We start from the raw sequence: 24,861 nt of genomic DNA, 5'->3' as shown, positions 1-24,861 counted from the left end.
CTCTAGCCGTCGGCGACCCCGAGCTCGGCCAGCCGGGCCCGGTAGCGGGCCACGTTGTCCAGCTTGACCTGCTCGTATCCGCGCACCAGGTCGGCGGCGTCGGCGGCGGCCACGGCGGTGTCGTAGTTCTCCGCCGTCAGCCCGTCGGTGAGCCGGCGGATCATGGCGGTGTACGAGTCGCGCAGCTCGCGCTCCACCCGGCGGACCTCGGTGCGGCCGAACGGGTCCAGCGGCGTGCCGCGCAGCCGCTTGGCGTGCGCGAGCGTGCGCAGCGCCGGCCGCAGCCACGGCCCGAACGCGATCTTCTTGTCCCGACCGAGCGCGCGCAGCAGCGGCGGGTGCAGCCGGTAGCGCATCTTCGTCCCGCCGGGGACCTCGGTGGCGAGCCGGCGTTCGAACTCCGGGTCGGTGAGCAGCCGGGCCACCTCGTACTCGTCCTTGTAGGCGGTCAGCTTGTGCAGGCCGCGCGCCACCGCCTCGCTGTACGCGGTGCGCTCGCCGAGCGCGCGTTCGGCCCGCCAGGCGGCGCGGACCGCGTCCAGGTAGCGGCGCGCGGTGGCCACGTCCTGGAAGCCGACCAGCCCGGCGGCCCTGACCCGCGCCAGCCGCCGCGTCTCGCCGGCCAGCTCGCCCAGGTCCAGCCCGGCGGGCAGCTCCACCGGTTCGGCGGCGCCGGCGGCGGTGCGGGTGGTGGCGGCGGCGAACGCGTCGGGGTCGGCCACCGCGACGCGGCCCCAGCGGAACGCGGCGGTGTTCGCGGCCACGGCCACGCCGTTCAGCTCGATCGCCCACTCGACGGCGGCCGCCGAGAACGGCAGCGCGCCCTTCTGGTACGCGGCGCCGACCAGCAGGAACGTCGCCGGCATGGCGTCGCCGAAGAGCGCCAGCGCGGCACCGGCCGCGTCCAGCGCCACCAGCTCGCGCACGGTGGTGCCGATCCGGTCGAGCAGCGAGCCGCCCTCCGGGGCGGTCACCGAGGCGTCGCGCACCATCGAGCCGGTGGGCACCTCGCTGGTGGACACCACCGCCGTGGTCGCGTCCGCGCTGGCATAGGAAAGGTTGCGCGCGTCCGCGCCGACCAGCGCGTCGAACGCCAGGTAGCAGTCCGCCCGCCCCGGCCCGACCCGGTTCGCCGGCGCCAGCTCGCCGGCGTCGGCGGCCACCCGCAGGTGCGACACCACCGGCCCGGCCTTCTGCGACAGCCCGGTCTGGTCGACCCCGTGCACGGCCAGCCCGTCGCGCACCGCCGCGCTGGCCAGCACCTGGTTGACGGTCACGATGCCGGTACCGCCGATGCCGGCCAGGAACACGTCCACCGTGCCCGTCGGCGCCCGCCAGGACAGCTCCGGAACCTCCGGCGGCTCTGGACGCCGCCCGGATGACGACGCCGGCCGCGCCCCGCCCGAGGGCTGCTCCACCGTCACGAACGACGGGCAGTCGCCGGTCAGGCAGGTGTAGTCGGTGTTGCACGAGGTCTGGTCGATCCGGGTCTTGCGGCCGAACTCGGTGTCCACCGGTTGCACGGACAGGCAGTTGCTCTTCGCCCCGCAGTCGCCGCAGCCCTCGCAGACCGCCTCGTTGATCACCACCCGGGTGGGCCGCACCGGCAGCACGCCGCGCTTGCGCAGCCGCCGCGACTCCGCCGCGCAGCGCTGGTCGTAGATCAACACCGTCACGCCGGGGATCGCCGCCAGCACCCGCTGCGCCTCGTCCAGCCGGTCCCGGTGCCACAGCTCGGCTCCCGCGGCCAGCGCCTCCATCGACCGGTACCGCTCCGGCTCGTCGGCGCACACGATGATCCTGGCGACGCCCTCGGCGGCCAGCTTGCGGGTCAGCGCGGGCACCTCCAGGCCGCCCTCGGCGTCCTGGCCGCCGGTCATCGCGACGGCCTTGTTGTAGAGCAGCTTGTAGGTGATCGACACCCCGGCCGCGACGCAGGCCTGCACCGCCAGCTGCCCGGAGTGCGCGAACGTCCCGTCGCCCATGTTCTGGAAGGCGTGCGCGTCCCCGTCCAACAGCGCGGACTGCCCGATCCACTGCGCCCCCTCGCCGCCCATCTGGGTCAGCGAGGACACCTGCGACTCCGGGCGCCCGACCATCGCCACCATGGCGTGGCAGCCGATCCCGCCGCCGGCCACCGAGCCTTCCGGCAGCAGCGTGGAGCGGTTGTGCGGGCAGCCGGAGCAGAAGTACGGCGTGCGCGAGACCGGCAGCAGCTCCAGCGTGGCGCGAGCGGGCGGCGGCGGGGGCGCGAGCAGCTCGGCGGCCCGGGGGCGCGCCCGCAGGACGCGGCGCAGCGGGCCGGCCAGCGCGGCGGCGGTGATCTCCCCGGCGACCGGCACCAGCGGCGCTCCATCTTGATCGTAAGAGCCAAGCACCTCGGGCGCGCCCGGCAGCCGGTACAGCGCGTCCCGGACGGCGGACTCCACGAACTCGGTCTTCTCCTCGACCACCAGGACGCTGTCCAGCCCGGTGGCGAACCGCCGCAGCAGGTCGCGCTCCAGCGGGTGCACCATGCCCAGGCGCAGCAGCCGGATCCCGGCCCGACGGACCGCGTCGTCGTCGGCCAGCCCGAGGTCGCGCAGCGCCTGGCGGACGTCGTGGAACGCCTTCCCGCCGGCCGCGATGCCCAGCCAGGCGTCAGGGGTGTCCAGCTCCACGGCGTTGATCGGGTTCGCCGCCAGGAACGCGCGCAGCATCGCCCAGCGCGGCCCGTAGAGCTGCTCCTCGGCGCGCAGCGAGGCCGGCGGGATCAGCATCGGCACCTGCTCGTACTGCCACGGCCGCCCCTCCCACTCCAGCTCGGGCACGGTGATGTCCACCTCGCCGACGTCACCGTCGACGGTCCACACCCCGTCCGCCACGTCCGCGACGATCTTCATGCCGACCCAGATCCCGGACGCCCGGGACAGCGCCACCCCGTAGCGGCCCAGCCGGACGATCTCCTCGGCGGTGCCGGGATACAGCACCGGCAGCCCGAAGCCGGCCAGCGTCCGCTCGCTCATGCAGGGGATGGTCGAGGACTTGCACGCCGGGTCGTCGCCGGCCAGCACCAGCACCCCGCCGCGCGGGTCGGCGCCGCAGATGTTGGCGTGCCGCATCGGGTCACCGGCCCGGTCCACCCCCGGCGCCTTGCCGTACCAGACCCCGACCGCGCCGTCCACGCCCCGCGAGCGCCCCGGCACCTCGACCTGGCTGCCCCAGATGGCGGTGGCCGCCAGCTCCTCGTTCACCGCCGGCACCAGCTTCAGCCCCGCCGTCTCGACCAGCTCGGGCGCGCCGGCCAGCGTCCGGTCCAGGCCGCCGAGCGGGCTGCCCTGGTATCCGGAGACGAACGACATCGTCCGCAGCCCGGCGCGCGCGTCGGCGGCGTGCTGCTCGGCCAGCATCCGGCCGATGGCCTGCACCCCGGTCACCAGCACCGGGCCCGCCCCTGCCCGGTACCGCTGCGCCAGCGAGAACTCGACGGGCACGGCCGTGCCCATTTCGGACGTTGACGTCACCGGCTCGCTCCTGATCTACCGCGTACCACCTCGGCGGGGATTGTGCGCACCACTCTGCCCGATCGGCAACGGGAGCGCTTGACGCGTCCCCGGCGCCCGCCTAGCGTCCGAACCGAGCACTTGATGTTCGGAGATACCAGAACATGACGGGCGACCGGTGATGCCTGACGCGACGCTGTCCACCGTGCGCAACGCCGCCCGACTGCTCAAGGCCTTCGCCACCGAGAGCGAGCTCGGCGTCTCCGAGCTGGCGCGGCGGCTGCGGCTGGGCAAGAGCACCGTGCACCGGCTGCTCACCACGCTGCGCCGCGAGGGCCTGGTCGAGCAGGACGGGCGCACCGGCCGGTACCGGCTGAGCATCCTGGTGTTCGAGCTCGGCGAGGCCGTCCGCGCCCGGATGGACCTGCACTCCGCGGCGCTGTCCGTGCTCGCCCGGCTGCGCGAGCAGACAGGTGAGTCCGCGCACGTCGGCATTCCCGAGGGCGACGACGTGGTGTACGTGGAACACATGGAGACGGCCAGCTCGCTGCGCACCGGCACCGAGACCGGCTGGCGCTGGCCGATGCACTGCACCAGCACCGGGAAGGTGCTGCTGGCCTACCGCCCGGACGCCGAACGCGACCAGTTCCTGGCCACCGCCACGCTCACCCCGTTCACCAGGTACACCATCACCGACCGGGCACGGCTGCGCGACGAGCTGGCGATGGTCCGCGCCCGGGGCTGGGCCGAGTCGGTCAACGAGCGCGAGGTCGGGGTGGCCACGCTGGCCGCGCCGATCCGCGACCTCACCGAGGCGGTGGTCGCCGCGATCAGCATCCGGGCGCCCGTCGTACGGTTCCGGGGAGTGCCGCGCCGGCGGCTCGCGCTCGCGGTGATGCAGGCCGGCGAGGCGGTGTCCCGCCGGCTTGGGTGGTCAGAACCAACGACAGGAGACCCGAGAGATGCCCGTAACGGACGCACCCGCAAAGGCCCGCGCGCTGTATGAGGCGCGGCGGACGCGGGTGCCCATCCCGCCGTTCACCGACGAGGACCCGAGCCTCGGGATGTCCGACGGGTACGCCATCCAGCGCGAGCTGGTGCCGCTGCTGCTCGCCGACGGCGACCGGGTCATCGGCTACAAGGTCGGCCTGACGTCCAAGGCCATGCAGCGCATGATCGGCGTCGACTCCCCGGACTACGGGCCGGTGCTGGCCTCCACGGTGTACGCCGACGGCGACGACGTGCCGGTCGAAAGGTTCATCCAGCCGAAGATCGAGGCGGAGATCGTGTTCGTGCTCGGCTCCCGGCTGGCCGGCCCCGGGGTCGGCATCACCGACGCGCGGCGGGCCATCGCCGGCGCGGCGGCCGCGATGGAGATCGTGGACTCGCGGATCCAGGACTGGCGGATCAAGCTCGCGGACACCGTGGCCGACCTGGCCTCCAACGGCGCCGTCGCCACCTCCAGCCGGCTGGTGCCTGTCGACGACCTGGACACCCGCCTGATCGGCATGACCCTGACCCGCAACGGCGAGCTGGTCGACACCGGCGCCGGGGCGGCCGCGCTCGGCGACCCGGTGGCGGTGGTGGCCTGGCTGGCGAACGTGCTCGGCGCCGAGGGCATCGCGCTGGAACCGGGCCACCTGATCATGACGGGGGCGCTGCACGCGGCGGTGCCGATGAACCCTGGAGACGTGTTCCGAGCGGAGTTCGACCGGCTCGGGCCGGTGACGGTGCGAGTGACGGGGGCCTGACGACATGACCGACATCAACGTGACCGAGCTGGCCGCCCGCCTGACCAAGGCCGTCACCGACCGCACCGCGCTGGAGCCGCTCACCGACGAGCTGCCCGACCTGGACCTGGCCACCGGATACGCCGTCCAGCGCGAGCTGCGCGCCCAGGCCGGTCCGCTGGCCGGCTGGAAGCTGGGGCTGACCTCGCGCTCCAAGCAGGCCCAGGTCGGCGTGGCGGACCCGATCTACGGCTTCCTGGCCGCCGGGAACGCGCTGGACATCGGCGCCCCGCTGCACACCGCCGAGCTGATCCAGCCGCGCGCCGAGCCGGAGATCGTCTTCGTGCTCGGCCGCGACCTGTCCGGCGCGCACGTGACCGCCTCCGACGTCCTGGCCGCCACCTCCGGCGTGGCCGTCGGCCTGGAGATCCTGGACTCCCGGTTCCGCGACTACCGGTTCACCATGCCCGACGTGGTCGCCGACAACACCTCCGCCGCCCGCTACCTGATCGGCGCCCCCGTCCCGGTGACCGGGATCGACCTGCGCCTGGTCGGCATCCTGCTGGAGCACAACGGCGAGGTAGTGGCCACCGCCTCCGGCTCCGCCTCGCTCGGCCACCCCGCCGCCGCCGTCGCCTGGCTGGTCCGCACGCTGTCCGCTCGGGGCGAGGGCCTGCGCGCCGGCGAGGTCGTCCTTTCCGGCGGCCTGACCGCCGCTGTCCCCGTTGCCCCCGGCGACGTCGTGGTCGCCGCCATCGACCGTCTCGGCACCCTCGAACTCGGTTGCCGCTGATCACCACCCGTGAGTGGTTAGCGTTGCTATGGCAACGCTAACCACTCACGGGTTCTGACCTGGGAGGATGCATATGCCGTTGGTGCAGATCACGTTGTTGGCCGGGCGTACGCCGGAGCAGCTGGCCGCGTTGGGGCGGGAGGTTACGGAGGCGGTGCAGCGGTCGTTGGGGGCGCCGGCGGAGTCGGTGCGGGTGGTGGTGCGCGAGAGCGAGCCGGACCTCTGGTTCGTGGGCGGTGAGTCGGTGGCCGAGCTGCGGGCGGCCGGCAAGCGCTGAGCTCAGACCGTCAGGACGATCTTGCCGAAGGTGTGGCCGGTTTCGCTGAGCCGGTGCGCTTCGGCGGCCTGGTCGAGTGGGAAGGTGCGGTCCACGAGCGGGCGCAGGCGTTTGGCCTGGACCAGCTCGGCGAGCTTCTCGAGGCCGTGGCCGTCCGGCTCGACCAGGACGCGGGCGGTGCGCAGGCCTCGGTCGGCGGCGCGCGCGAACGTGTCGTCCGCGGGGCGGGCCACGCTGACCAGCAGGCCGTTCGGGCGTAGGGCGTCGAGCGAGCGGGTGGCGACCTCGCCGCCGGCCAGGTCGAGCACCACGTCCACCGGCTCGACGACCTGCTCGAACGCGGTTCCCTGGTAGTTGATCGCCTCGTCCAGGCCCAGCTCGCCGAGGCGGCGGTGCCGTGCGGTGGTGGCGGTGCCGATCACGTATGCGCCCAGGTTCTTGGCGATCTGCACGGCCAGGTGGCCTACCCCGCCGGCGGCGGCGTGCACGAGGACCCGCTGGCCGGCTCGGACCCGCGCGGTGTCCACCAGGGCCTGCCAGGCGGTCAGCCCGGCCAGGGGCAGCGCGGCGGCGGCCACCTCGTCGAGCTCGTCGGGGCGGGCGGCGAAGTGCCGCGAGGGCGCGGTGACGTACTCGGCGTAGGCCCCGGCGGCCCGGGGGAACCACGGCATGCCGAACACCGGGTCACCGACCGCGAACCGGGTCACGCCGGGGGCGACGGCGTCCACCACGCCGGAGACGTCCCAGCCGAGCACCTGCGGCGGGTCACCGAGCACGGAGGCCATGCCGTCGCCGTTGCGGGTCTTCCAGTCCACCGGGTTCACCCCGGCCGCGACCACCCTGACCCGGACCTCGGTCGGCAACGGCTCCGGGACCTGACGCCGCCCGACCGAGAGCACGTCGGCGTCGCCGTAGCGGTCCAGCACGACCGCACGCATGAACTCCATGAAGCTTGTCTATCGGATGGATGTCGAACCGTCCGCACCGGCACGCCGCTCGCACTCCTCCAGCCGCTCGGCAACCATCCAGGAGAACCGCACCCGCCCGTCCGGCAGCTTGCGGTACACGGGTTCGCCGTCCACGCACTGCCGCACATGCCGCCGGTGGTCCCTGGTCAGGAACGTCAGCCAACCCACGCATCCCAAGACGGACAGCACCAGCGCGATTTCGCTCATGCGGGAACCCTGCCACAGGTCGCGCCTCAAGGATTTGCAATTGCACACAATTGCTTGACTTTGTGGCGCGTTGGCGTGACGATGGCCACACCGACGAGCAAGGGAGAGGCCATGAAACTGACCCTGCTGGGCTCCGAGTCCAACGACGGCAAGAGCCCCACGCTCTACGCCACCGACCGAGGCACCTGCGTGGTCCAAGGCTGGAAGGTGACCGATCCGGCGGCGCTGGCCGCCATGAAGATCCCCTGCACCGAAGACGCGGTCGAGGTGCCGATGGCCTTGTTTCGCTTCCTACCCGGGACGCAGGACTGATGGCCGTCAAGCTCACCGACGCGGAGTTCTTCCGGCTCTTCTTCACCGTCGAACACTCGGCGCGCAGGCTTGAGAACCGCAGTCGATACGACGTCGAGGAAGAAACACCGGATCGGGAGGCATTCCTGTCCGGGCAGCAGCCTCCCGATCGCCCGGCCCGGTTCACCGAGTGGGACCAGAACGTACAGGCCAAGACCGCTGCCGGGGCACGCTTCGAACGGGTACGGGTGATGAACGAGCCGCTCACGCCGTACAACAGGTTCATGATCTGGGGCAACGCCCAGAACGCGCGCAACGGCGAGGACATCCGCTACCTGGCACGAGGTAGGGCCAACGAGCTGGACCTGCCGGACCACGACTTCTGGGTGTTCGACTCGTCCCGGCTGCTGCTCATGCCGCACACCGCTGACGACCGACTGTTGGAGACCCAGCTGATCACCGACCCAGAGATGATCGCCTGGCACGAGGCGTGGATCGACCTGGCGTTAACGCATGCCACGCCGTGGAAGGACTACGTTGCAGAAGACCCGACCAGGGCAGAACCGCCAATCCGGCTGCGTCCGGAGGTGACCACTGGAGGACAGTGACAGACGAGCACGACGGAAGGGCCGGTTTCGGCAACCGGTTGCGCCGGCTCCGCGAGGACGCCGAGCTTTCCGGCAAGGAGCTGGCCGAGCGGCTGGGCTGGCCGGCGTCCAAGGTGTCGCGGCTGGAGAACGGCCGCCAAACCGCCTCGGCCCAGGACGTCCGCGCTTGGGCCGAGGCGGTCGACACGACAGCGGAGGTTCGCGACGAACTGGTCGCGGACCTCCGTAGTCTGCGCGTGGAGTACGCCACCTGGCGCCGCCAGCTCAGAACCGGCTTCGCGCCGGTACAGCGCGCGCACGTGGTCCTCTCCCACGCGACGACCCACCTGCGCAGCATGACCACCGCGATCGTGCCCGGGCTCCTGCAGACCACCGACTACGCCCGACACATGTTCAGCGGCGTCTCCAAGTTCGACGGGGAGCCGAAGGACGTCGAGGAGGCGGTTCGAAGCCGGATGCGGCGTCAGGAGGTCCTCTACGACCCGGAACACAAGTTCCAGTTCCTGATGACCGAGGGGGCGCTGCGCGCCAGGTTGTGCCCACCTGCCGTGCTCCGCGCACAGTTGGACCGGCTGCTGGTGCTCTCCGGACTGGAGAACGTCGAGTTGGCTGTCATTCCGTTCTCCACCCGGCTACCCATCGCCGCCGACCATGGCTTCGCCATCTTCGACGACACGCTCGTCCTGGTGGAGACCATCGGCGCGGAACTCGCGATCAGAGACCGCGACGACATCGTGCCCTACGAACGGACCTTCAACGCCTTCTGGGACGTCGCGCTGCACGGCCAGGAGGCGTTCGACTTCATTGCGGCGCTCGCGCTGGAGCTGACACCTCCCAGCCGATGAACCGGTCGGTCTCCGCGAGGAACCACCCGGCCAGCCACAACCCGACCACCGCATCGTCGCCCAGCCCGAACACGCTGAGCACCGCCTCCGGCACCAGGTCCACCGGCGACACCAGATACGCCAGCCCGAGCACGATCAGCACCAACCGCCCCCGGCTCAGCCCCGGATAACGCCCGCTCACCGCGCCCCCGACCATCCGAGGCAGCGCCCGAGCCCGCTCGCCCAACCCGGGCGCACCGGGCCGACGACTCCGCACCAGCGCGCCCCAGAGCGCACGAAACGCACCGATCCGCCGAACGTTCACCATCCCCGACACGTCCTCCACAACGCGCCGCCACCGCCCACGGTTCCGCGTCAGGACCCGCCGCGCGGCTTGGGTTTGGTCGCGGCGGCGGGCTTGCCGTTCACGCCGACCGCGTGCCAGGCGCCGCCCGCCATGCCCTCGCCCCGGACCTCGGCGGGCGCCTTGTCCCCTGAGTACCGGTACAGCGGCCAACCACCCAGCGTGACCTGCCGGGAGCCGTCCGGGCGCACGGCGATGCCCACCAACCCCGGCTCCACCCCGGTCAGCTTCGGCTTGCCGTCCTCCAGCAGCGGCGGCCAGTTGGTCGCGCACTGCCCCGTACAGGCGGACTTGGACGGCTTGGCGGTGTCCTTGTCGAACCGGTACAGCGTCTTTCCGCCGCTGGTCACGACGGTGCCGACGGGGGTGTGCGCGGTCGCCAGGTCGAGCGCGGGGGCGGGCGGCGCGGCCGGGGCGGGCGGTGGCTCGGCGGCGGTGGCGAGGTCGGGGTCGCCACGCATGACGTCGTAGGCGCCGAGCGCGGCCAGCGCCAGCGCCGCGAGCACAAGCAGTGCTGTGAGCCGGGGCATCTCTCTCCTGCGCGGTTCGGGGAGCTTCCCGGAACACACGGCCGCCTCCCGAGCCCGGTTCACACTCAGTGAGCGGAGTCACTTGCCAAGCGATGCGTAACGACATATCGTTGATGCAACGGCGACAGTCGTGACATGACTTGAACTATCCAGGAGGTATCACCATGAGTAGCATGAACGCAGCCTGGGACCCCCGTTGGTCGGCGCTTCGCGGCGCCCTCCGGCACGGCGGCCGCTTCGCCGCCTTCGCCCAGCGGGGTCCGGGCGATGACGAGGAGTACGACGACGAGCCCCGCGGCCGCCGGCGCGGCCGGTTCCGCGGCCCGCACGGCGGCCACCACGGTGGCCCGCACGGCGGCCCAGGGTTCGGCCCGCCCGGTGGCGGCCCGGGGTTCGGACCCGGTTTCGGCCCGGTCGTCCCGCCGTTCGGCGGACCGGGCTTCGGCGGGTTCGGCGGTGGCCCGCGCGGCGGCCGTCGTGGCCGCCGGTCCAGGGGTGACATCCGGCTGGCCGTGCTCGCGCTGCTCGCCGAGCAGCCCCGGCACGGCTACGAGATCATCCAGGAGGTCGCCGAGCGCACCAGCGGCGCCTGGCGGCCCAGCCCGGGCTCGGTCTACCCGACCCTGCAGCAACTCGAGGACGAGGGGCTGGTGCGCACCGAGGAGTCCGAGGGCCGCCGCACGGTGGCCCTGACCGAGGAGGGCACCCGCTACGTCGAGGAGCACCGCGCCGAGCTGGACAAGGTGTGGAACGTGGCGGGCGACGAGGTCAGCGAGTCGGTGGCCAACCTGCGCACGCAGTACGGCCAGCTCCATGCCGCCGTCGCGCAGATCATGTCCGCCGGCACCGACGAGCAGCGGGCCACCGCGTCCGCCGCGCTCGCCGAAGCCCGCAAGACGATCTACCGCCTCCTCGCCGAGGACTGAGCCCAACCCGTGAGTGGCTAGGGGCGCTATGGCACCCCTAGCCACTCACGGCTTTCAGTTCGGGAAACAGCGCCCGAAGGCCACCAGCAGCCGAGGCGGCCCGCTGAGCCGGATCCGCCGGGTGAGCAGCGCCCAGACCAGCGAGCGCTCCTTGGCCACGAAGCCGAACCACGTGGCGGCGTCCGCCCGTACCCGCAGGTCAGGCTCGCCCTCGTGACCTTCGGCGATCGTCAGCTCGCCGTCGCGGATCACGATCGTAAGCTTGCGTTGTTCGGCGCCGGTGAAGGTGAAGTGGTACGTGGCGTCCAGGCCGCGCGACACCTCGCGCTGGAAGATCAGCGGCAGGCCGACCACGAAGGCGTCCACGGTGCGCGCCCGCAGCCCGTTGCCCACCCGCTTGATGCGCTTGTGCGGGAAACGCTTGGCCACGTGCGCCTCGGCGTCGGAGTTGGCCACCACGTAGACGGTCTCCACCTTGTTCTGCAGCGGTTTGACCACGTTCGCCAGGTGCGTCTTGCGGCTGTCCAGGTACGGGCCGAGGACGTCCTCGCCGGCCGGACAGACCGAGACGCAGTAGGCCGCCTTGTAGTTCGGCCCGAACCCGAGGCTCTGCCACAGCGACGCGTTCTCCGGCTCGGACATCCGCTGCCGGTAGTCCTTCGCGTCCTTCGACTCGACGACCGTCTCCACCCAGTTCTCGAAGCCGCCCAGGAACTCCCGGTAGTTGTGCGTGATGCAGGCGGAGAAGTCGAACCGGCCGTCCGGGTTGATCGCCCCCGTCGGGCAGGCGGCCACGCAGAGCTTGCACTCCAGGCACGGGTTGTAGTCGATCGGACGGTCATAGGCACTGATCTCGGTGTCCACCACCACCGTGCCGAGCAGGATGAAGTTGCCAAACTTGGGGTGGATGACGTTGCGGTGGATGCCCATGTGCCCGAGCCCGGCCTCCACCGCGATCGGCTTGTGCGCGACCACCCAGATCCGCTCGCTGGGGAACCTGTCCGCCTCCATCGGGAAGCCCACGTTGCCGTTGAACGCGCGCACCCCGATCGACTCCAGCTCGGTGACGATGCGCCGGCCGACCTCGTTGGTGTCGTGGTTGGTGAGGTGGAACTCCAGGTTGCTGGCCGAGCGCGCCGGGCTGCGCACGTTCTCCCGGTTCATCCGGCAGACGAAGCTGATCGCCGCCTTCGCCCCGAGGAAGGCCCGCTCGATCTGGACCCGCTCGTCGGCCAGCTCGGGCCGTTCGAAGTCGACGAAGCCCACGTCCTCGGCCCCGGCCGCCATACACAGCCGGCGCAGCCACTCCGCGTCGAGCACCGCCGGCGGCGCCTCGGCCCGGCCCTGCTCGGCACGCCGGCGCACCTCGATCACGTTGGGATGTGAGTCGATCTTGGCCATGGTCCGGCGCCTTCCCGTCGAGCGCGTCAGTAGCGTGATGAAACGCAATCTAGAGCAGGTCAGTCCCGTGAAGCAACTCTCACTGCTAACATTGCTTGAGCCACCGTAGTGTGGCCGCGACGACCCCCGGGAGGCACCGCGTGCTCGGACGGACCTACGACAGCCAGGTGTGCTCGCTGGCGCGGGCGTTGGAGGTCGTCGGCGAGCGCTGGACGCTGCTCATCGTGCGGGACGCGCTGCTCGGGCTGCGCCGCTTCGAGGAGTTCTCGGAAAGCCTCGGCCTGGCCCGCAACGTGCTCACCGACCGGCTCGCGCGGCTGGTCGACGCCGGGGTGCTGGAGCGGGTGCGCTACCAGCGCCGGCCCGACCGCTTCGAGTACCGGCTGACGGCCAGGGGCCGGGGGCTGTCGCTGCCGGTGCTGTCGCTGATGCAGTGGGGCGACGCCCACCTGGCCGGCCCGGACGGACCGCCAAGGCTGGCCAGGCACTCCGGTTGCGACGGCGACCTCGTGGTCGGGCTGACCTGCGGGCACTGCGGCCAGGCAGTGCGCCAGGGGGTGGAGCTGGTGCCCGGCCCCGGCGCGCGCCCACCGGACAACGCCTGATCAGCCCGTCCGCTGCCCCGGGATGCGCCACCGGTCCAGCTCGGTGTTGACCAGCGCCGCCGGCAGGTACGGGCAGTTCACCGTGACCACCAGCCGCCGCCCGTCGGAGACCTCCGCGCACAGCACCGGGCCGCGCGAGCGGGTCCGGTAGCCGAACCGGCGGCCGGACTCGAACACGCCGTAGGCCGTCAGCGGCAGGCCGGCCGCGCCCCGGTCCTCGGCCCAGGCGTGCACGATCCGCGCGCGGTCCACCGAGACCAGGGCCCGGCCGAGCACCGGCTGGGTGATCACGATCCCCGACCTGTCCACCCGGATCCGCGCCCACGAGCCGATGCCGGTGCTGACCGCCAGGCCGGCGACGAACACGTCGACCAGCCCGAGCCCGTCGGCCGCCACCCCGACCGCGCCGGCGACCGTCAACACCGCGGCCCCGGCCAGCGCGAGCGGGGAGAACAACGAGCGCGCCCACACCGCCCGCTCCTCGGCGCTCGGGTCGATGCGCAGCGCGCCCGGGGTGGGCGGGGCGTCGGTGATCGGCACGGCCGGACCTCGCCCGACCACGAGCCAGCCGGTCGCCCCGGCCAGCAGCGCGCCCGCGACGGTCGCCCACGGGCCCGCCCACCACGGCAGCGGTCCCGGACGCTCCAGCCCGCGAGCGACCAGCCCGGCCAGGTGGATCAGCCAGGCGCCGGCGCTGGCCCAGCTGAACAGCGCGACCGCACGCTGCGCCGTCGGGGAGAACCGGCAGGCGTACAGCCGCAGCGTGAGCGCGGCCAGGCCCACCATCAGCCACACCGAGGTGGTGCCGACCAGCACGTCCCAGGTGACCGGCCCGCCCCACTCGTCGAAGACGGCGGCGGGCTCGTCGAGCGCGAGCGGAACGACCGGCGGCAGGCCGGCGGCCAACGCGAGCGGGGCAAGCGAGCGGATCGAGCGACGCAGCGCGCGCTTCCGTCCCATGCAACGCTCCTCGACCTGTTCACTCGCCGGGGGTTAGAGGTGCGATGATCCCACCCGCCGGGTCGTGTGCTGTCAAGCGCTGGCACGCCGCCGAGGGACGCTCAGGCCGTGCCGGCAGCCACCGAGGCGGCAGCCACCGGGCCGGGCACGAAGTCGGGGTCGACCTGGTCGGCCAGGTCGCGGCCGAACGCGCGGTTCGCCCACGCCCGCGCGTTGCGCAGGTGGAACTCCACGGTCCCCCGGTGGTAGGCCGCCCAGTCCCGCTCGGTGGCGTCCAGCTCGGCGAGCACCGCGTCCAGCGCCGCCCGGTTGGCCGGCTCCAGCGACGCCAGCGGCTCCGGCGCGCCGCGCTCGGCGGCCCGCACCCACGCCGAGTGCCCGACGCTGGCCAGCAGCGCGGACCCGAGCTGCTCGCGCAGGTAGTCCGCGTCCGCCCGGTCGGCCACCTTGTTCCCGACCACCCGCAGCGCCAACCGGTGCCCTGCCGAGTTCGCCAGGTACTGCCGGTAGACGCCGATGCCGCGCTGGGTCGGCTCGCTGACCAGCACCGTCAGGTCGAAGCGGGTGAACAGCCCGGACGCGAACGCGTCCGCACCGGCGGTCATGTCCACCACCACGTACTCGCCGGGGCCGTCCATCAGGTGGTTCAGGTACAGCTCCACCGCGCCGGTCTTGGAGTGGTAGCAGGACACCCCGATGTCCTCGGTGTCGAACTCTCCGGTGACCATCAGCCGCGCCCCGCCCGCGCAACGCACCGCATGGCGGCGCAGCACCTCGTCGTCCTCGGACAGCCGGACCAGCCGCGAGCCCCGGCCGGGCGGCGTCGTCTTGATCACGACGTCGGCCGAGGGCAGCCGGGGGTTGCCGCCGCGCAGGTGGTCCTTCAGCCAGCCCAGGTCCGCGCCGAGCGGCCGGGGCGTCGCGTCCTCGTCCAGCCCGAGCGCCTGCCCGAGGTGCTGGTTGATGTCCGCGTCCACGGCCAGCACCGGCCGTCCGAGCTCGGCCAGATACCGGGTGAACAGCGCCGCGAGCGTCGTCTTGCCGCTGCCACCCTTGCCCACGAATGCGACGCGCACGCTGCATCTACCCTTCTCCGCACCCGACCCGACCGACTTCCGCGAAGATGATAGTCATTGTCACGAACGGGTGATCAGCTCACCTTCGCCGGACGAGCGGGTCGCGCGCGCCGCCGGGCAAACAGTGGCGGCACAACAACTCCCTCGGCCGCGAGCTGGCGCCGGGTCAGCCGCCGGCACCGCAGCACCCCGACCACCGCAACCAGCCACACCACGTACTGGGCGCACCAGGCCACCCGGAACGCCTCCGGGGTGTAGCCGTCCGGCCCGCCGACCGCGCCGAGCAGCACCCCGATCGCCAGCACCACGACCACCGAGGCGCTGAACCCGCCGACGTTCACGATCCCCACCGCGGTCCCCTGCCGCCCGCCCGGGTTGAACTGGCGCGCGTAGTCGAACCCCACGATCGAGCCCGGGCCGCCCACCGCGAGCACCAGCACCAGCGCGACCAGCAGCCAGCGCGGCACCGGCTGCGGCATCGCCAGCACCGCCGTCCACGCGGTGGCGGTCACCCCGATCACGGTGAGCACCAGCCAGGACCGGCGCATCGGGTGCCGCGCGGTGAGCTCGCCGATGACCGGCGCCACCAGCACCCCGGCCAGCACGAACACGGTCAGCAGCGCGCTGGCCTGCACCGGCGTCAACCCCTGGCCGGCCACCAGGAACGGCATCCCCCACAGCAGCGCGAACACCGTGCCGGAGAACTGCGTGCCCATGTGCGACCAGAAGCCCAGCCGGGTGCCCGGGGCTCCCCAGGCCGCCCGCAGACCCCTGCCCACCAGCGCCAGCGACGGCGCCGGCCTGGCCACCGACCCGGTCCCCGGCGGGCGGTCCCGAACCACCGCGAGCACCAGCACCACCGCCAGCACGCCCAACCCCGCCGCCGAGGCGAACGCCGCGCTCCAGCCCGGCCCGTGCAGCAGCGCGACCAGCGGGATCGCGCTGAGCACCTGGCCGAACTGCCCGAGCAGCGCGGTGAGCTGGGTCATCAGCGGCGAGCGCCGGGCCGGGAACCACGCGTTGACCACCCGCAGCACGCTGATGAAGGTGAGCGCGTCGCCGGCGCCGACCAGGGCGCGCGCCGCGAACGCGGCCGGCAGCGCGGTGGAGAACGCCAGCACCAGCTGACCGGCGATCATGGTCAGGCCACCCACGACGATGAGCTGCCGCGCGCCGAAGTGGTCCAGCAGCAGCCCCACCGGAACCTGCAGGCAGGCGTACACCACCAACTGCAGCACCACGAACGCGGACAGCACGGCGGGTGCGGCGTGGAAGCGCGCGGTAGCATCCAACCCGGCTACCCCGAACGACGAACGCTGCAGCACCGCCACCAGATAGGCGAAGACTCCGACCGACCAGACTACGTAGAGACCACGTTTGTTCACGTTCGAGAGCCGCGTATCCATTTGCTTCCATCGTGACCGAGCCGACGGCCTTCTGGCACGGGAATGGGATGGATCTGACGCTCCCCGGCGTTGACACTTCTCGAGAGGCCGGTCGCGGCCGGAGTGAAGCACCATGAGGAGGAGGTCCACTGTGCTGGATCCCACCGAGCTGTACCAGGTCGAGGAAGACGCCGACGCGGCGTTGGCCCCTTCGGCGGACGCGGTGCCCATGGCGGGCACCCCGGAGCCGAGGGTGATGCTGCACCACTTCGGCGGCTACATCGATGCCGGGCATGCCGGTCGGCTGGCCATGGACCACCTGCTGACGGCGCTGCCGGGCACGGTGATCGCCACCTTCGACGTCGACCAGCTGCTGGACTACCGCTCGCGGCGGCCCACCATGACGTTCGACCGTGACCACTGGGCCGACTACGACGAGCCGATCCTGGCGCTCTACGCCCTGCGCGACCTGGCCGGCACGCCGTTCCTGCTGCTCACCGGCCCGGAGCCGGACGTGCAGTGGGAGCGGTTCGCGGCGGCGGTCACCGAGCTGATCGAGCGGTTCGGGGTGGACATCGCGGTCGGGCTCAACGCCATCCCGATGGCGGTGCCACACACCCGCCCGGCCGGGGTGACCGCGCACGCCACCCGTCCCGAGCTGATCAACCACAGCGAGCAGTGGGCCACCACCGCCGAGCTGCCCGGCAGCGCGGGCGCGCTGCTGGAGCTGCGGCTGGGCCAGTCCGGGCACGACGCGATGGGCCTGGCCGTGCACGTGCCGCACTACCTGGCCGAGACCGAGTACCCGCACGCCGCCCGCACCCTGCTCGACCACGTGAGCGTGAGCACCGGGCTGCTGCTGCCCACCGACGCGCTGACCGAGGCGGCCGAGGAGATCGGCGCCGACATCGAGCGGAAGGTGGCCAGCTCGGAGCAGGCCAGCCGGGTGGTCCGGGCGCTGGAGCGGCGCTACGACTCGGCGGCGGAGGCCGACGCCCGGCCGTCGCTGCTGGCCAAGAACGAGCCGCTGCCCACCGCCGAAGAACTGGGCGCCGAGGTCGAACGGTTCCTCGCCGAGTTCGAGAACGGCCCCACGGAGTAGGTCAGCGCCTGGAGAGGATCCTGACCCTGGCGACCACGGACCGGAACTCGGCGGCCACCTCGCTCACGAACGTCCGCCTGGCCACCCCGAGCCGGCGCAACGCGGGGCCGTGGTCGACCGCGACCGTGACCGCCGCGCCGAGCAGGAGCAGCCACCACGACCAGGCCACCACAGGCCGGGCAACACGGGGCAGGTCCGCGAGCCAGGCCGCGAGCCGCACGGTGTGGAACGACACGTGCCGAGCCTCGTCGGCCAGGATCCGCCCGGCCACCTCGGTGGTGAGCGCGTCCTCCGGGCCGTCCCGCAGCGCGCGGTAGTAACGCAGCGCGATGACCTCGGCCACCATGAGCACCATCAGCTCCAGCCGGAGCCCGAGCGCACGCCGCAGCCGGACGAACACCACGTCGCTCCAGTGAGCGGTGATCGTCGGGGTGCCCGCCGCCGCCAGCAGCCGCCCCAGCATCCGCGCGTGCTCGCGCTCCTCGGCCACGAACAGCCGCACCGCCGCCGCGTAGTCCGCGTGCTGGTCGGCGTCCGCCTTGGCGATGAGGTTCGCGCCGTCGCCCGACTCGCCCACCTGGAAGCGCTGGATGCTCCGGATGACCGCCCGGTGGAGCCGCGCACCCCGCCCCCAGTCCGGCTCACCGCATGTGTGCCGCCGCTCGGCCTGCACCTCGAAGTCTCGCAGCCACCAGGTGAACCGTCCCAACGCCTCGATCGCCTCCCGCGTCCGCTCCCCGGAACCCTCCGGGTTCATGACGGACGACCGGGCCGGGAGGCCGCCGGTTGGGCCACGCACGAGACCTGGGCGCGCTAGCTAGCGGATCGCGTCCCGCTTGCGCTTGTTCGCGATCACCTTGTAGGCGGCGCCGCCGATCACGACCAGCGCGGCGATCAGCGCGATCCAGAGCACCGCCTTCGCCACCCAGCCGAGCACCGCGACAGCGATGATCACCAGGGCCGCGATCCCGATTACCTTCAGCATGCCTCCAGTAAACGCCTCGCGGGCGGCGGTGGCATCGGGGTTGACCCTGGCCAGGCCCCTGACACCGCACACTGACGGCCACCGCCCGGTTCTTCGGGGGGTGGCCGCCAGCGCGGGGAGCGGACGAGCCTGTCGGCTACCGCGTCAGCTGCATCCCGAGGTGGAGCCGCAGCCCTCACACACGTAGCAGGAGCCGGCCGGGCGCATCTTGGTGCCGCAGGTCAGGCACAGCGGGGCGTCGGCGTGCTTGCCCTGTTGCAGTTCGATCAGCTCGGTCGAGCTGCCCACGTCGGCGGGTGCCTTGTCGGACTCGGACGCCGAGGCGGGGCTGGCGTCCACGGTGCTGCGCAGGTCCTCCAGGTCGACGTCCCCGTCGCCGTAGCTGTCGGCCACCTGCGCGGTGCGCTCGTCGGCGGAGAAGATGCCGAGCTGGGCGCGCTTCTCGTAGGGCAGGTAGTCCAGCGCCAGGCGGCGGAACAGGTAGTCCAGCACGCTGGTGGCGATCCGGATGTCCGGGTCGTCGGTCATGCCGGCCGGCTCGAAGCGCTGGTTGGAGAACTTCGAGACGTAGAACTCCAGCGGGATGCCGTACTGCAGGCCCACCGAGATGGACATGGAGAACGCGTCCATCACGCCGGCCAGCGTGGAGCCCTGCTTGCCCAGCTTGATGAAGATCTCGCCCAGCCCGTCATCCGGGTAGGAGCCGGCGTGCAGGTAGCCCTCGGCGCCGCCGACGGTGAACGACACGGTCTGGCTGGGGCGCTTCTTGGGCAGCCGGCGCCGGACCGGGCGGTTCTCCACGACCACCGCCGGCTCGTCCTCGGCGGGCTTCTCGGCCGACTTCGACTTGGCCACCGACAGCGGCTGGCCGACCTTGCAGTTGTCCCGGTAGATGGCCAGGGCCTTGAGCCCGAGCCGCCAACCCTGCAGGTAGATCTCCTCGACGTCCTCCACGGTGGCCGACTCCGGCATGTTCACCGTCTTGGAGATCGCGCCGCTGATGAACGGCTGCACGGCGGCCATCATCCGCACGTGGCCCATGGCCGGGATGGACCGCTCGCCCATCGCGCAGTCGAACACCTCGTAGTGCTCGGGCCGCAGGGTCGGCGCGTCCACCACGTGCCCGTGCTCGCCGACGTACTCGACGATCGCCTCGACCTGCTCGGGCTGGTAGCCCAGCGCGGTCAGCGCGCGCGGCACGGTCTGGTTGACGATCTGCATGGACCCGCCGCCGACCAGCTTCTTGAACTTGACCAGCGCGAGGTCCGGCTCGACGCCGGTGGTGTCGCAGTCCATCATCAGGCCGATGGTCCCGGTGGGGGCGATCACGCTGGCCTGGGCGTTGCGCCAGCCGTTCTTCTCGCCGACCTTGAGGCACTGCTGCCAGGCCTTGGTGGCCAGCTTGTGCACGGCGGTGTCCATCGGGTGCAGGGTGCGGACGGCGTCGTTGGCCGCGGCGTGCTTGCGCATCACCCGCTGGTGCGCGTCGGCGTTGCGGGCGTAGCCGTCGTACGGGCCGACCACGCCGGCCAGCTCGGCCGAGCGCCGGTACGCGGTGCCGGTCATCAGCGAGGAGATCGCGGCGGCCAGCGCGCGCCCGCCCTCGGAGTCGTACGCCCGCCCGGTGGCCATCAGCAGCGCGCCCAGGTTGGCGTAGCCGATGCCGAGCTGGCGGAACCTGCGGGTGGTGTCGCCGATCGCCTCGGTCGGGAAGTCCGCGAAGCAGATCGAGATGTCCATCGCGGTGATCACCAGCTCGACGGACCTGGCGAACCGGTCCGCGTCGAACTCGCCGTCCTCGCCGAGGAACTTGAGCAGGTTCAGCGAGGCGAGGTTGCAGCTGGAGTTGTCCAGGTGCAGGTACTCGCTGCACGGGTTGGACGCGGTGATACGGCCGGACTCCGGGCAGGTGTGCCAGTCGTTGATGGTGTCGTCGTACTGCAGCCCGGGGTCGGCGCAGGCCCAGGCCGCCTCGGCGATGTCGCGGAACAGCCCGCGCGCGCGGACCCTGTCGATCACGTCGCCGGTCAGCCTGGCGCGCAGCCCGAACTCGGTGTCGTCCTCCACCGAGCGCATGAACTCGTCGGACACCCGCACCGAGTTGTTCGCGTTCTGGTACTGCACCGAGGCGATGTCCGAGCCGCCGAGGTCCATGTCGAAGCCGGCGTCGCGCAGGACCCGGATCTTCTCCTCCTCGCGCATCTTGGTCTGCACGAACTCGCCGATGTCCGGGTGGTCCACGTCCAGCACGACCATCTTGGCCGCCCGCCGGGTGGCGCCGCCGGACTTGATGGTGCCCGCGCTGGCGTCCGCGCCGCGCATGAACGACACCGGCCCGGAGGCGGTGCCGCCGGAGGAGAGCAGCTCCTTGGACGAACGGATCCGGGACAGGTTCAGCCCGGCGCCGGAGCCGCCCTTGAAGATCAGGCCCTCTTCCCGGTACCAGTTCAGGATCGACTCCATGGTGTCGTCCACGGAGAGGATGAAGCAGTTGTGCACCCGCAGGCCGTCGGTGACGAACTCGCCGGACTCGGTCTGGATGTCGTAGACCTCACGGTCGCCGAGGCGCTCGATGGCCGCGATCTCCACCCGCCGGACGTCCCGGGCCGCCTTCCCCGACAGCTCGAAGGACGCCTCCAGCTCGGCCTCCTTGACCGGGTCGATGAACCCGATCTCGTCGGCGAAGGTCCGCCGGTCGCCGGCGTCGGCGATCTGGACGCCCCACAGGCCCTCCCGCCCGGAGCGGTGGCCGGCCTCGCGGGCCACGGTGGCCAGCACGCCGAACCGGCCGAGCAGCGAGCGCACGCCCCGGACCAGCCGCTCGCTGGCCAGGTCCATGCTGACCACCGTCGAGCCGTCGCGGCGGGACACGTATCCCTCGGCCTGGAACAGGCTGCGCAGGTAGCAGGCGACCACCGGCAGCGGCGCGGTGAACAGGTGCGCCGGGACCGTCATGTCGGTGCCGTGCGCGAGCAGCCCCCAGCGCCGCGCGAAGCCGTCCAGCGCCGCGCCCCGCAGCCTGGTCCCCCGGCAGTCCAGCGACATGTCCGGCGTCGTCCTGACCGCGTGCTCCTCCCGCGGCACGTCGGGGAACACGGCGGCGAGCATGGCGGTGACCCAGCTCAGCTCGCTCGGGGTGACGGTGACGGCGTCGATACGGGTCTCTCCATCGTCGCCGTCCTCTCGGGAGACCGCGCCGTGCGCCTGCAGCCAGCCGGCCAGGGACGCCTCCGCGAGCTGGGCCACCTCGATGCCGGACTCGCCGTAGGAGTGCGTGCGGTGCCAGTCGAGGTGGTCACCGGCGACCAGCTCGCCGGCCTCCACCCAGCGGCCGGCGCCGTCCAGCTCGGACTTCCAGACCAGGTGGTCGGGCGTGACGTCGAGGCGGTGGCCGGCCGCGGTGTGCAGCCGGATCACCTCGCGCACCCCGTTGGCCTTGGTGGCCAGGATCGAGGTGATGCCGTGCGCGTCGAACACCTTGGTGCCGACCGCGTCGCGCTGCACCAGCTCGCCGATCGGCACCAGCCCGGCCGGGGTGCTGACCAGCGAGTCGTACGTCAGGCACGCGCTGACCTGCTGCGGCGAGCTGGTGCCGACGTTGAACCAGACCGGGGAGTTGAAGCTGAACACCTGGTGCAGCAGCATCCAGGTGAGCTCGTGGTCGAAGACCTCGGCGTCGGCCTCGGTGGCGAAGTAGCCGTGCTGGATCCCGGCGGAGACATAGCTGGAGACCACCCGGTCGATGAGCTGGCGCAGGCTGTTCTCCCGCTGCGGGGTACCCACGGCGCCCCGGAAGTACTTGCTGGTCACGATGTTGGTGGCGTTCATCGACCAGGACTCGGGGAACTCCACGCCGCGCTGCTCGAAGTTGATCGAGCCGTCCCGCCAGTTCGTCATCACGACGTCCCGGCGCTCCCAGCTGACCTCGTCGTAGGGATGCACGCCCGGCGTGGTGTGCACCCGCTCGATCCGCAGCGCCGTACCACCGGGGCCCGTCCTGCTGGCGCCCCCTCGGCCCTTCGCGCCGCTGGCCCGGGTGGCCTTGCCACCCCGGCGGGTCCGATCTCCCACTGCGTCGGTCATGCGTGTCGTCCCTCTCTGGCTTTCAGGTCTGGCGGAGTGCATGTGGTGAGCTCTGGTCGCCGGCTGGGGTCGGCGGCCGGGGCCACCGGTTATCCGGGACTGGCCTCGCGCAGGTCGGCGATCTCCTTCTCGAAGTCCTCGATGCTGGAGAACGAGCGATACACGCTGGCAAAGCGGAGGTAGGCGACCTCGTCGAGCTCACGCAGCGGACCCAAGATCGCCAGCCCCACCTCGTGGCTGGGCACCTCGGCGGCCCCGCTGGACCGAATGCTCTCCTCGACCCGATGGGCCAGGTGTTGTAATGCGTCCTCGCTGACCGGCCTGCCCTGGCAGGCCCGTCGTACCCCGTTGACCACCTTGTCACGCAGGAACGGCTCCGTCACGCCGCTGCGCTTGACGACGGCCAGCACCGCCTCCTCCACCGTGGTGAACCTGCGCCCACACTCCGGGCAGGCTCGGCGGCGGCGAGTGGCCTTCCCCTCGTCGACATCCCGGGAGTCAATGACCCGGGAGTCCGCATGCTGGCAGAACGGGCAACGCACCGCTGGACATCCTCCCCCACAACATCCCTGTTCAGCCACATAGCACGATGACCGAACTACAGCAGTGTAACCACAACATGTAGGGGTTCGCAAAGCCGGTCAGCCCAAGATGCCGGAGATATACAAAATCTCACCCGATGGGGCTGAGCAGCACCTGGCCGGCCTGTACGGTCGGTGAGCCGAGGTCATTCAATTCGACGATGCGCGCCGCGACCGCGCCCGGATCGGCGGACGGGGCAGCACGGCGAGCCACCTGCCACAGCGACTCGTCGCCGCGCACCTGGACCGTGCCCACCGTGGACGGCACCCGCGCGGTCCGCACACCCTCGCCGAGCAGGCCGAGCGCGAACACCACGACCGCGGCGGCGACCGCCACCAGCACGACCGCCGCGACCGCGCGCACCCCGCCGGCCGCAGTGCCCCGCCCCGCGACCGCCGCCCGCACCGGGGCCGGACGCACCGCCACCGGCCGCGCCGCGGTCGGCCGGCGCACCCCCAGGCTCTCACCTCGGCCCGGCAGCGGCCTGGCCACCCGCCCGGGGCCGGTGGGCGCCGGCGCCGTGCCACCCCGGTACGCCGCGGCCCGCCGCGCCCGGCGCACCGGCGACCCGACCCCCACCTCGACCCTGTCCCTCCGCCGCTCCGAGCCCGACGGCCCAACCGGTTCGCCGGCCGCCACCGTCCGCACCGCGCTCGCGCCCATCACGCCTCCTCAGCGTCACGTCCGTCGCACACACGTTCGATCGAACGCGTGTGCGATTAGGTGTACCACCACGGCCCGACAAAACTGGAAAATTGGGGGCGTGTCGTTCGAACATGTGTTTGGACTTGTCCGACCGCGGGTCTACCGTTCATCCGAACGGAGTCGGCCGTCGGGGCCGAACCTGGCCGGCGCCGTGGCATAGGCACTGGTCGGCGGCACGGGAACAGCGAGGAGGATCGGCGACGATGGCGCGCGGGTCGACAGGGGAATCCGGGGGCACCGGGGCGGAGGTTCACACCTTCCCCGACCCACCGGGCGCGGAGTCCGCCGCGCTCACCCCCAGGCAACGCAAGGTCCTCGAGGTCATTCGGGACTGGGTGGAGCGTTTCGGCTACCCGCCGAGCGTTCGGGAGATCGGCGACGCGGTGGGGCTCACCTCCACCTCGTCGGTGCACCACCAACTGCGCGCGCTGGAGCGCAAGGGGTTCCTCCGGCGCGACCCGAACCGGACGCGGGCGGTGGACGTGCGCGGCCCCGAGGAGGCCGAGGGCGTGGTCACCGTCGGCGCCGCGGACGAGGACGAGACGGAGGTCACCGAGGAGCTGCGCGCGCACCGGCCGTCGCCCACGTTCGTGCCGGTGGTCGGCCGGATCGCCGCCGGCGGCCCGATCCTCGCCGAGGAGGCCATCTCCGACGTCTTCCCGCTGCCCCGCGAGATCGTCGGCGAGGGCACCCTGTTCCTGCTCACCGTCACCGGTGACTCGATGGTGGACGCGGCCATCACCGACGGCGACTGGGTGGTGGTACGCCAGCAGTCGGTCGCCGAGAACGGCGACATCGTCGCCGCCATGATCGACGGCGAAGCCACGGTCAAAACCTTCAAACGCCGCGACAACCACGTCTGGCTCATGCCTAGCAACCCCGCCTACGACCCCATCCCCGCCGACGACGCCACCATCCTCGGCCGCGTGGTCGCCGTCCTGCGGCGGCTGTGATGGGCTCGCACACCCACCGTGTAC

25 protein-coding genes are annotated in these 24,861 nt (G+C 72.2%); 11 read left to right on the top strand and 14 right to left on the bottom strand.

Annotation, left to right across the window (positions count from 1 at the left end; translation table 11 throughout):
* Window positions 1-2: 2 nt before the first annotated feature.
* Window positions 3-3,503, bottom strand: a complete 3,501-nt coding sequence (locus tag N912_RS0113345; protein WP_245645265.1) for an indolepyruvate ferredoxin oxidoreductase family protein — start codon at window positions 3,501-3,503, stop codon at window positions 3-5.
* Between the two features lie 160 nt (window positions 3,504-3,663).
* Between N912_RS0113345 and N912_RS51595 the strand changes: the two genes are divergently transcribed.
* From N912_RS51595 to N912_RS0113325, 4 genes are all read left to right on the top strand, one after another.
* Entirely contained in the window at window positions 3,664-4,488 is an 825-nt protein-coding gene (locus N912_RS51595) for an IclR family transcriptional regulator (protein WP_064745246.1), read from the top strand.
* Complete coding sequence (locus tag N912_RS0113335; protein ID WP_028922828.1) at window positions 4,445-5,233, top strand: 2-keto-4-pentenoate hydratase; 789 nt, start codon at window positions 4,445-4,447, stop codon at window positions 5,231-5,233. Before N912_RS51595 ends, N912_RS0113335 begins: the two co-directional genes overlap by 44 nt.
* A gap of 4 nt (window positions 5,234-5,237) precedes the next feature.
* Window positions 5,238-6,005 carry a 2-keto-4-pentenoate hydratase gene (locus N912_RS0113330; protein WP_037064315.1) on the top strand — a complete coding sequence of 256 codons (768 nt, stop codon included), beginning with the start codon at window positions 5,238-5,240 and terminating at the stop codon, window positions 6,003-6,005.
* Between the two features lie 73 nt (window positions 6,006-6,078).
* Complete coding sequence (locus tag N912_RS0113325) at window positions 6,079-6,282, top strand: 2-hydroxymuconate tautomerase (protein WP_028922826.1); 204 nt, start codon at window positions 6,079-6,081, stop codon at window positions 6,280-6,282.
* A 2-nt stretch (window positions 6,283-6,284) separates the two neighbouring features.
* Here N912_RS0113325 and N912_RS0113320 read toward each other — a convergent pair whose 3' ends face one another.
* Both N912_RS0113320 and N912_RS0113315 read right to left on the bottom strand, forming a co-directional pair.
* Entirely contained in the window at window positions 6,285-7,229 is a 945-nt protein-coding gene (locus N912_RS0113320; protein ID WP_342670851.1) for an NADP-dependent oxidoreductase, read from the bottom strand.
* Between the two features lie 9 nt (window positions 7,230-7,238).
* Window positions 7,239-7,457, bottom strand: a complete 219-nt coding sequence (locus N912_RS0113315) for a hypothetical protein (protein WP_028922824.1) — start codon at window positions 7,455-7,457, stop codon at window positions 7,239-7,241.
* A 111-nt stretch (window positions 7,458-7,568) separates the two neighbouring features.
* On the opposite strand from N912_RS0113315, the gene N912_RS0113310 reads away from it, so the two are divergent.
* The 3 genes from N912_RS0113310 to N912_RS0113300 are packed head-to-tail and all read left to right on the top strand — an operon-like array spanning window position 7,569 to window position 9,201.
* A complete protein-coding gene (locus N912_RS0113310) occupies window positions 7,569-7,769 on the top strand; it encodes a hypothetical protein (protein WP_037064313.1) in 201 nt (66 codons plus the stop codon).
* On the top strand, window positions 7,769-8,356 hold the full coding sequence (locus tag N912_RS63475) for a DUF6879 family protein (RefSeq protein ID WP_051580126.1): 588 nt from the start codon (window positions 7,769-7,771) through the stop codon (window positions 8,354-8,356). The genes N912_RS0113310 and N912_RS63475 overlap by 1 nt, the downstream gene beginning before the upstream one ends.
* Window positions 8,353-9,201 carry a helix-turn-helix domain-containing protein gene (locus N912_RS0113300; protein ID WP_028922822.1) on the top strand — a complete coding sequence of 283 codons (849 nt, stop codon included), beginning with the start codon at window positions 8,353-8,355 and terminating at the stop codon, window positions 9,199-9,201. Before N912_RS63475 ends, N912_RS0113300 begins: the two co-directional genes overlap by 4 nt.
* On the opposite strand, the gene N912_RS0113295 is transcribed toward N912_RS0113300, so the two are convergent.
* Both N912_RS0113295 and N912_RS60270 read right to left on the bottom strand, forming a co-directional pair.
* The gene (locus N912_RS0113295) at window positions 9,158-9,508 is read right to left on the bottom strand and encodes a YkvA family protein (protein ID WP_037064863.1); all 351 of its coding nucleotides are present in this window, start codon (window positions 9,506-9,508) and stop codon (window positions 9,158-9,160) included. The two genes, N912_RS0113300 and N912_RS0113295, sit on opposite strands and share 44 nt — an antisense overlap.
* A gap of 47 nt (window positions 9,509-9,555) precedes the next feature.
* Window positions 9,556-10,074 (bottom strand): COG4315 family predicted lipoprotein, encoded by a 519-nt coding sequence (locus N912_RS60270; protein WP_084210849.1) that lies wholly within the window; start codon window positions 10,072-10,074, stop codon window positions 9,556-9,558.
* Between the two features lie 173 nt (window positions 10,075-10,247).
* Between N912_RS60270 and N912_RS51580 the strand changes: the two genes are divergently transcribed.
* Window positions 10,248-11,000, top strand: coding sequence for a PadR family transcriptional regulator (locus N912_RS51580; RefSeq protein WP_051580124.1), 753 nt, complete (start codon window positions 10,248-10,250; stop codon window positions 10,998-11,000).
* 54 nt (window positions 11,001-11,054) lie between these two features.
* Here the strand turns inward: N912_RS51580 and N912_RS0113280 are convergent, their stop codons facing one another.
* Window positions 11,055-12,401, bottom strand: a complete 1,347-nt coding sequence (locus N912_RS0113280; RefSeq protein ID WP_028922820.1) for an SCP2 sterol-binding domain-containing protein — start codon at window positions 12,399-12,401, stop codon at window positions 11,055-11,057.
* A 140-nt stretch (window positions 12,402-12,541) separates the two neighbouring features.
* Between N912_RS0113280 and N912_RS0113275 the strand changes: the two genes are divergently transcribed.
* Window positions 12,542-13,006: a winged helix-turn-helix transcriptional regulator gene (locus tag N912_RS0113275; RefSeq protein ID WP_028922819.1), complete on the top strand. Its 465-nt coding sequence runs from the start codon at window positions 12,542-12,544 to the stop codon at window positions 13,004-13,006.
* Here N912_RS0113275 and N912_RS0113270 read toward each other — a convergent pair whose 3' ends face one another.
* From N912_RS0113270 to N912_RS51575, 3 genes are all read right to left on the bottom strand, one after another.
* Window positions 13,007-13,966 carry a hypothetical protein gene (locus N912_RS0113270; RefSeq protein WP_028922818.1) on the bottom strand — a complete coding sequence of 320 codons (960 nt, stop codon included), beginning with the start codon at window positions 13,964-13,966 and terminating at the stop codon, window positions 13,007-13,009.
* A gap of 101 nt (window positions 13,967-14,067) precedes the next feature.
* A complete protein-coding gene (locus N912_RS0113265; protein WP_028922817.1) occupies window positions 14,068-15,042 on the bottom strand; it encodes an ATP-binding protein in 975 nt (324 codons plus the stop codon).
* 74 nt (window positions 15,043-15,116) lie between these two features.
* Window positions 15,117-16,448, bottom strand: coding sequence for an MFS transporter (locus N912_RS51575; protein WP_037064310.1), 1,332 nt, complete (start codon window positions 16,446-16,448; stop codon window positions 15,117-15,119).
* Between the two features lie 112 nt (window positions 16,449-16,560).
* Between N912_RS51575 and N912_RS0113255 the strand changes: the two genes are divergently transcribed.
* Window positions 16,561-17,529, top strand: coding sequence for a PAC2 family protein (locus N912_RS0113255; protein ID WP_156993514.1), 969 nt, complete (start codon window positions 16,561-16,563; stop codon window positions 17,527-17,529).
* A 1-nt stretch (window position 17,530) separates the two neighbouring features.
* Here the strand turns inward: N912_RS0113255 and N912_RS0113250 are convergent, their stop codons facing one another.
* From N912_RS0113250 to N912_RS0113230, 5 genes are all read right to left on the bottom strand, one after another.
* Complete coding sequence (locus N912_RS0113250) at window positions 17,531-18,286, bottom strand: ferritin-like domain-containing protein (RefSeq protein WP_051580123.1); 756 nt, start codon at window positions 18,284-18,286, stop codon at window positions 17,531-17,533.
* Window positions 18,287-18,346: 60 nt separating this feature from the next.
* Entirely contained in the window at window positions 18,347-18,586 is a 240-nt protein-coding gene (locus N912_RS63470; protein ID WP_156993511.1) for a hypothetical protein, read from the bottom strand.
* A gap of 72 nt (window positions 18,587-18,658) precedes the next feature.
* On the bottom strand, window positions 18,659-22,597 hold the full coding sequence (locus N912_RS0113240; protein ID WP_028922814.1) for a vitamin B12-dependent ribonucleotide reductase: 3,939 nt from the start codon (window positions 22,595-22,597) through the stop codon (window positions 18,659-18,661).
* A gap of 89 nt (window positions 22,598-22,686) precedes the next feature.
* Entirely contained in the window at window positions 22,687-23,139 is a 453-nt protein-coding gene (gene nrdR / locus N912_RS0113235; protein ID WP_028922813.1) for a transcriptional regulator NrdR, read from the bottom strand.
* Between the two features lie 130 nt (window positions 23,140-23,269).
* The gene (locus N912_RS0113230; protein WP_156993508.1) at window positions 23,270-23,842 is read right to left on the bottom strand and encodes a LysM peptidoglycan-binding domain-containing protein; all 573 of its coding nucleotides are present in this window, start codon (window positions 23,840-23,842) and stop codon (window positions 23,270-23,272) included.
* Window positions 23,843-24,087: 245 nt separating this feature from the next.
* Between N912_RS0113230 and lexA the strand changes: the two genes are divergently transcribed.
* Window positions 24,088-24,837, top strand: a complete 750-nt coding sequence (gene lexA / locus N912_RS0113225; RefSeq protein ID WP_028922811.1) for a transcriptional repressor LexA — start codon at window positions 24,088-24,090, stop codon at window positions 24,835-24,837.
* Window positions 24,838-24,861 lie beyond the last annotated feature (24 nt).

Origin of the sequence: Actinospineispora acaciae DSM 45401 (genome assembly GCF_000620785.1) — a bacterium.
Classification (GTDB): domain Bacteria; phylum Actinomycetota; class Actinomycetes; order Mycobacteriales; family Pseudonocardiaceae; genus Pseudonocardia; species Pseudonocardia acaciae.
This window is presented reverse-complemented; position numbering and strand designations above follow the sequence as displayed.

Coding starts and splice junctions, on each gene's coding strand:
- N912_RS51595 (WP_064745246.1), top strand. CDS start 3,664: ATGCCTGACGCGACGCTGTCCACCGTGCGCAACGCCGCCCGACTGCTC.
- N912_RS0113335 (WP_028922828.1), top strand. CDS start 4,445: ATGCCCGTAACGGACGCACCCGCAAAGGCCCGCGCGCTGTATGAGGCG.
- N912_RS0113330 (WP_037064315.1), top strand. CDS start 5,238: ATGACCGACATCAACGTGACCGAGCTGGCCGCCCGCCTGACCAAGGCC.
- N912_RS0113325 (WP_028922826.1), top strand. CDS start 6,079: ATGCCGTTGGTGCAGATCACGTTGTTGGCCGGGCGTACGCCGGAGCAG.
- N912_RS0113320 (WP_342670851.1), bottom strand. CDS start 7,229: ATGGAGTTCATGCGTGCGGTCGTGCTGGACCGCTACGGCGACGCCGAC.
- N912_RS0113315 (WP_028922824.1), bottom strand. CDS start 7,457: ATGAGCGAAATCGCGCTGGTGCTGTCCGTCTTGGGATGCGTGGGTTGG.
- N912_RS0113310 (WP_037064313.1), top strand. CDS start 7,569: ATGAAACTGACCCTGCTGGGCTCCGAGTCCAACGACGGCAAGAGCCCC.
- N912_RS63475 (WP_051580126.1), top strand. CDS start 7,769: ATGGCCGTCAAGCTCACCGACGCGGAGTTCTTCCGGCTCTTCTTCACC.
- N912_RS0113295 (WP_037064863.1), bottom strand. CDS start 9,508: ATGGTGAACGTTCGGCGGATCGGTGCGTTTCGTGCGCTCTGGGGCGCG.
- N912_RS60270 (WP_084210849.1), bottom strand. CDS start 10,074: ATGCCCCGGCTCACAGCACTGCTTGTGCTCGCGGCGCTGGCGCTGGCC.
- N912_RS51580 (WP_051580124.1), top strand. CDS start 10,248: ATGAACGCAGCCTGGGACCCCCGTTGGTCGGCGCTTCGCGGCGCCCTC.
- N912_RS0113280 (WP_028922820.1), bottom strand. CDS start 12,401: ATGGCCAAGATCGACTCACATCCCAACGTGATCGAGGTGCGCCGGCGT.
- N912_RS0113270 (WP_028922818.1), bottom strand. CDS start 13,966: ATGGGACGGAAGCGCGCGCTGCGTCGCTCGATCCGCTCGCTTGCCCCG.
- N912_RS51575 (WP_037064310.1), bottom strand. CDS start 16,448: ATGGATACGCGGCTCTCGAACGTGAACAAACGTGGTCTCTACGTAGTC.
- N912_RS0113255 (WP_156993514.1), top strand. CDS start 16,561: ATGAGGAGGAGGTCCACTGTGCTGGATCCCACCGAGCTGTACCAGGTC.
- N912_RS0113250 (WP_051580123.1), bottom strand. CDS start 18,286: ATGAACCCGGAGGGTTCCGGGGAGCGGACGCGGGAGGCGATCGAGGCG.
- N912_RS0113240 (WP_028922814.1), bottom strand. CDS start 22,597: ATGACCGACGCAGTGGGAGATCGGACCCGCCGGGGTGGCAAGGCCACC.
- N912_RS0113230 (WP_156993508.1), bottom strand. CDS start 23,842: ATGGGCGCGAGCGCGGTGCGGACGGTGGCGGCCGGCGAACCGGTTGGG.
- lexA (WP_028922811.1), top strand. CDS start 24,088: ATGGCGCGCGGGTCGACAGGGGAATCCGGGGGCACCGGGGCGGAGGTT.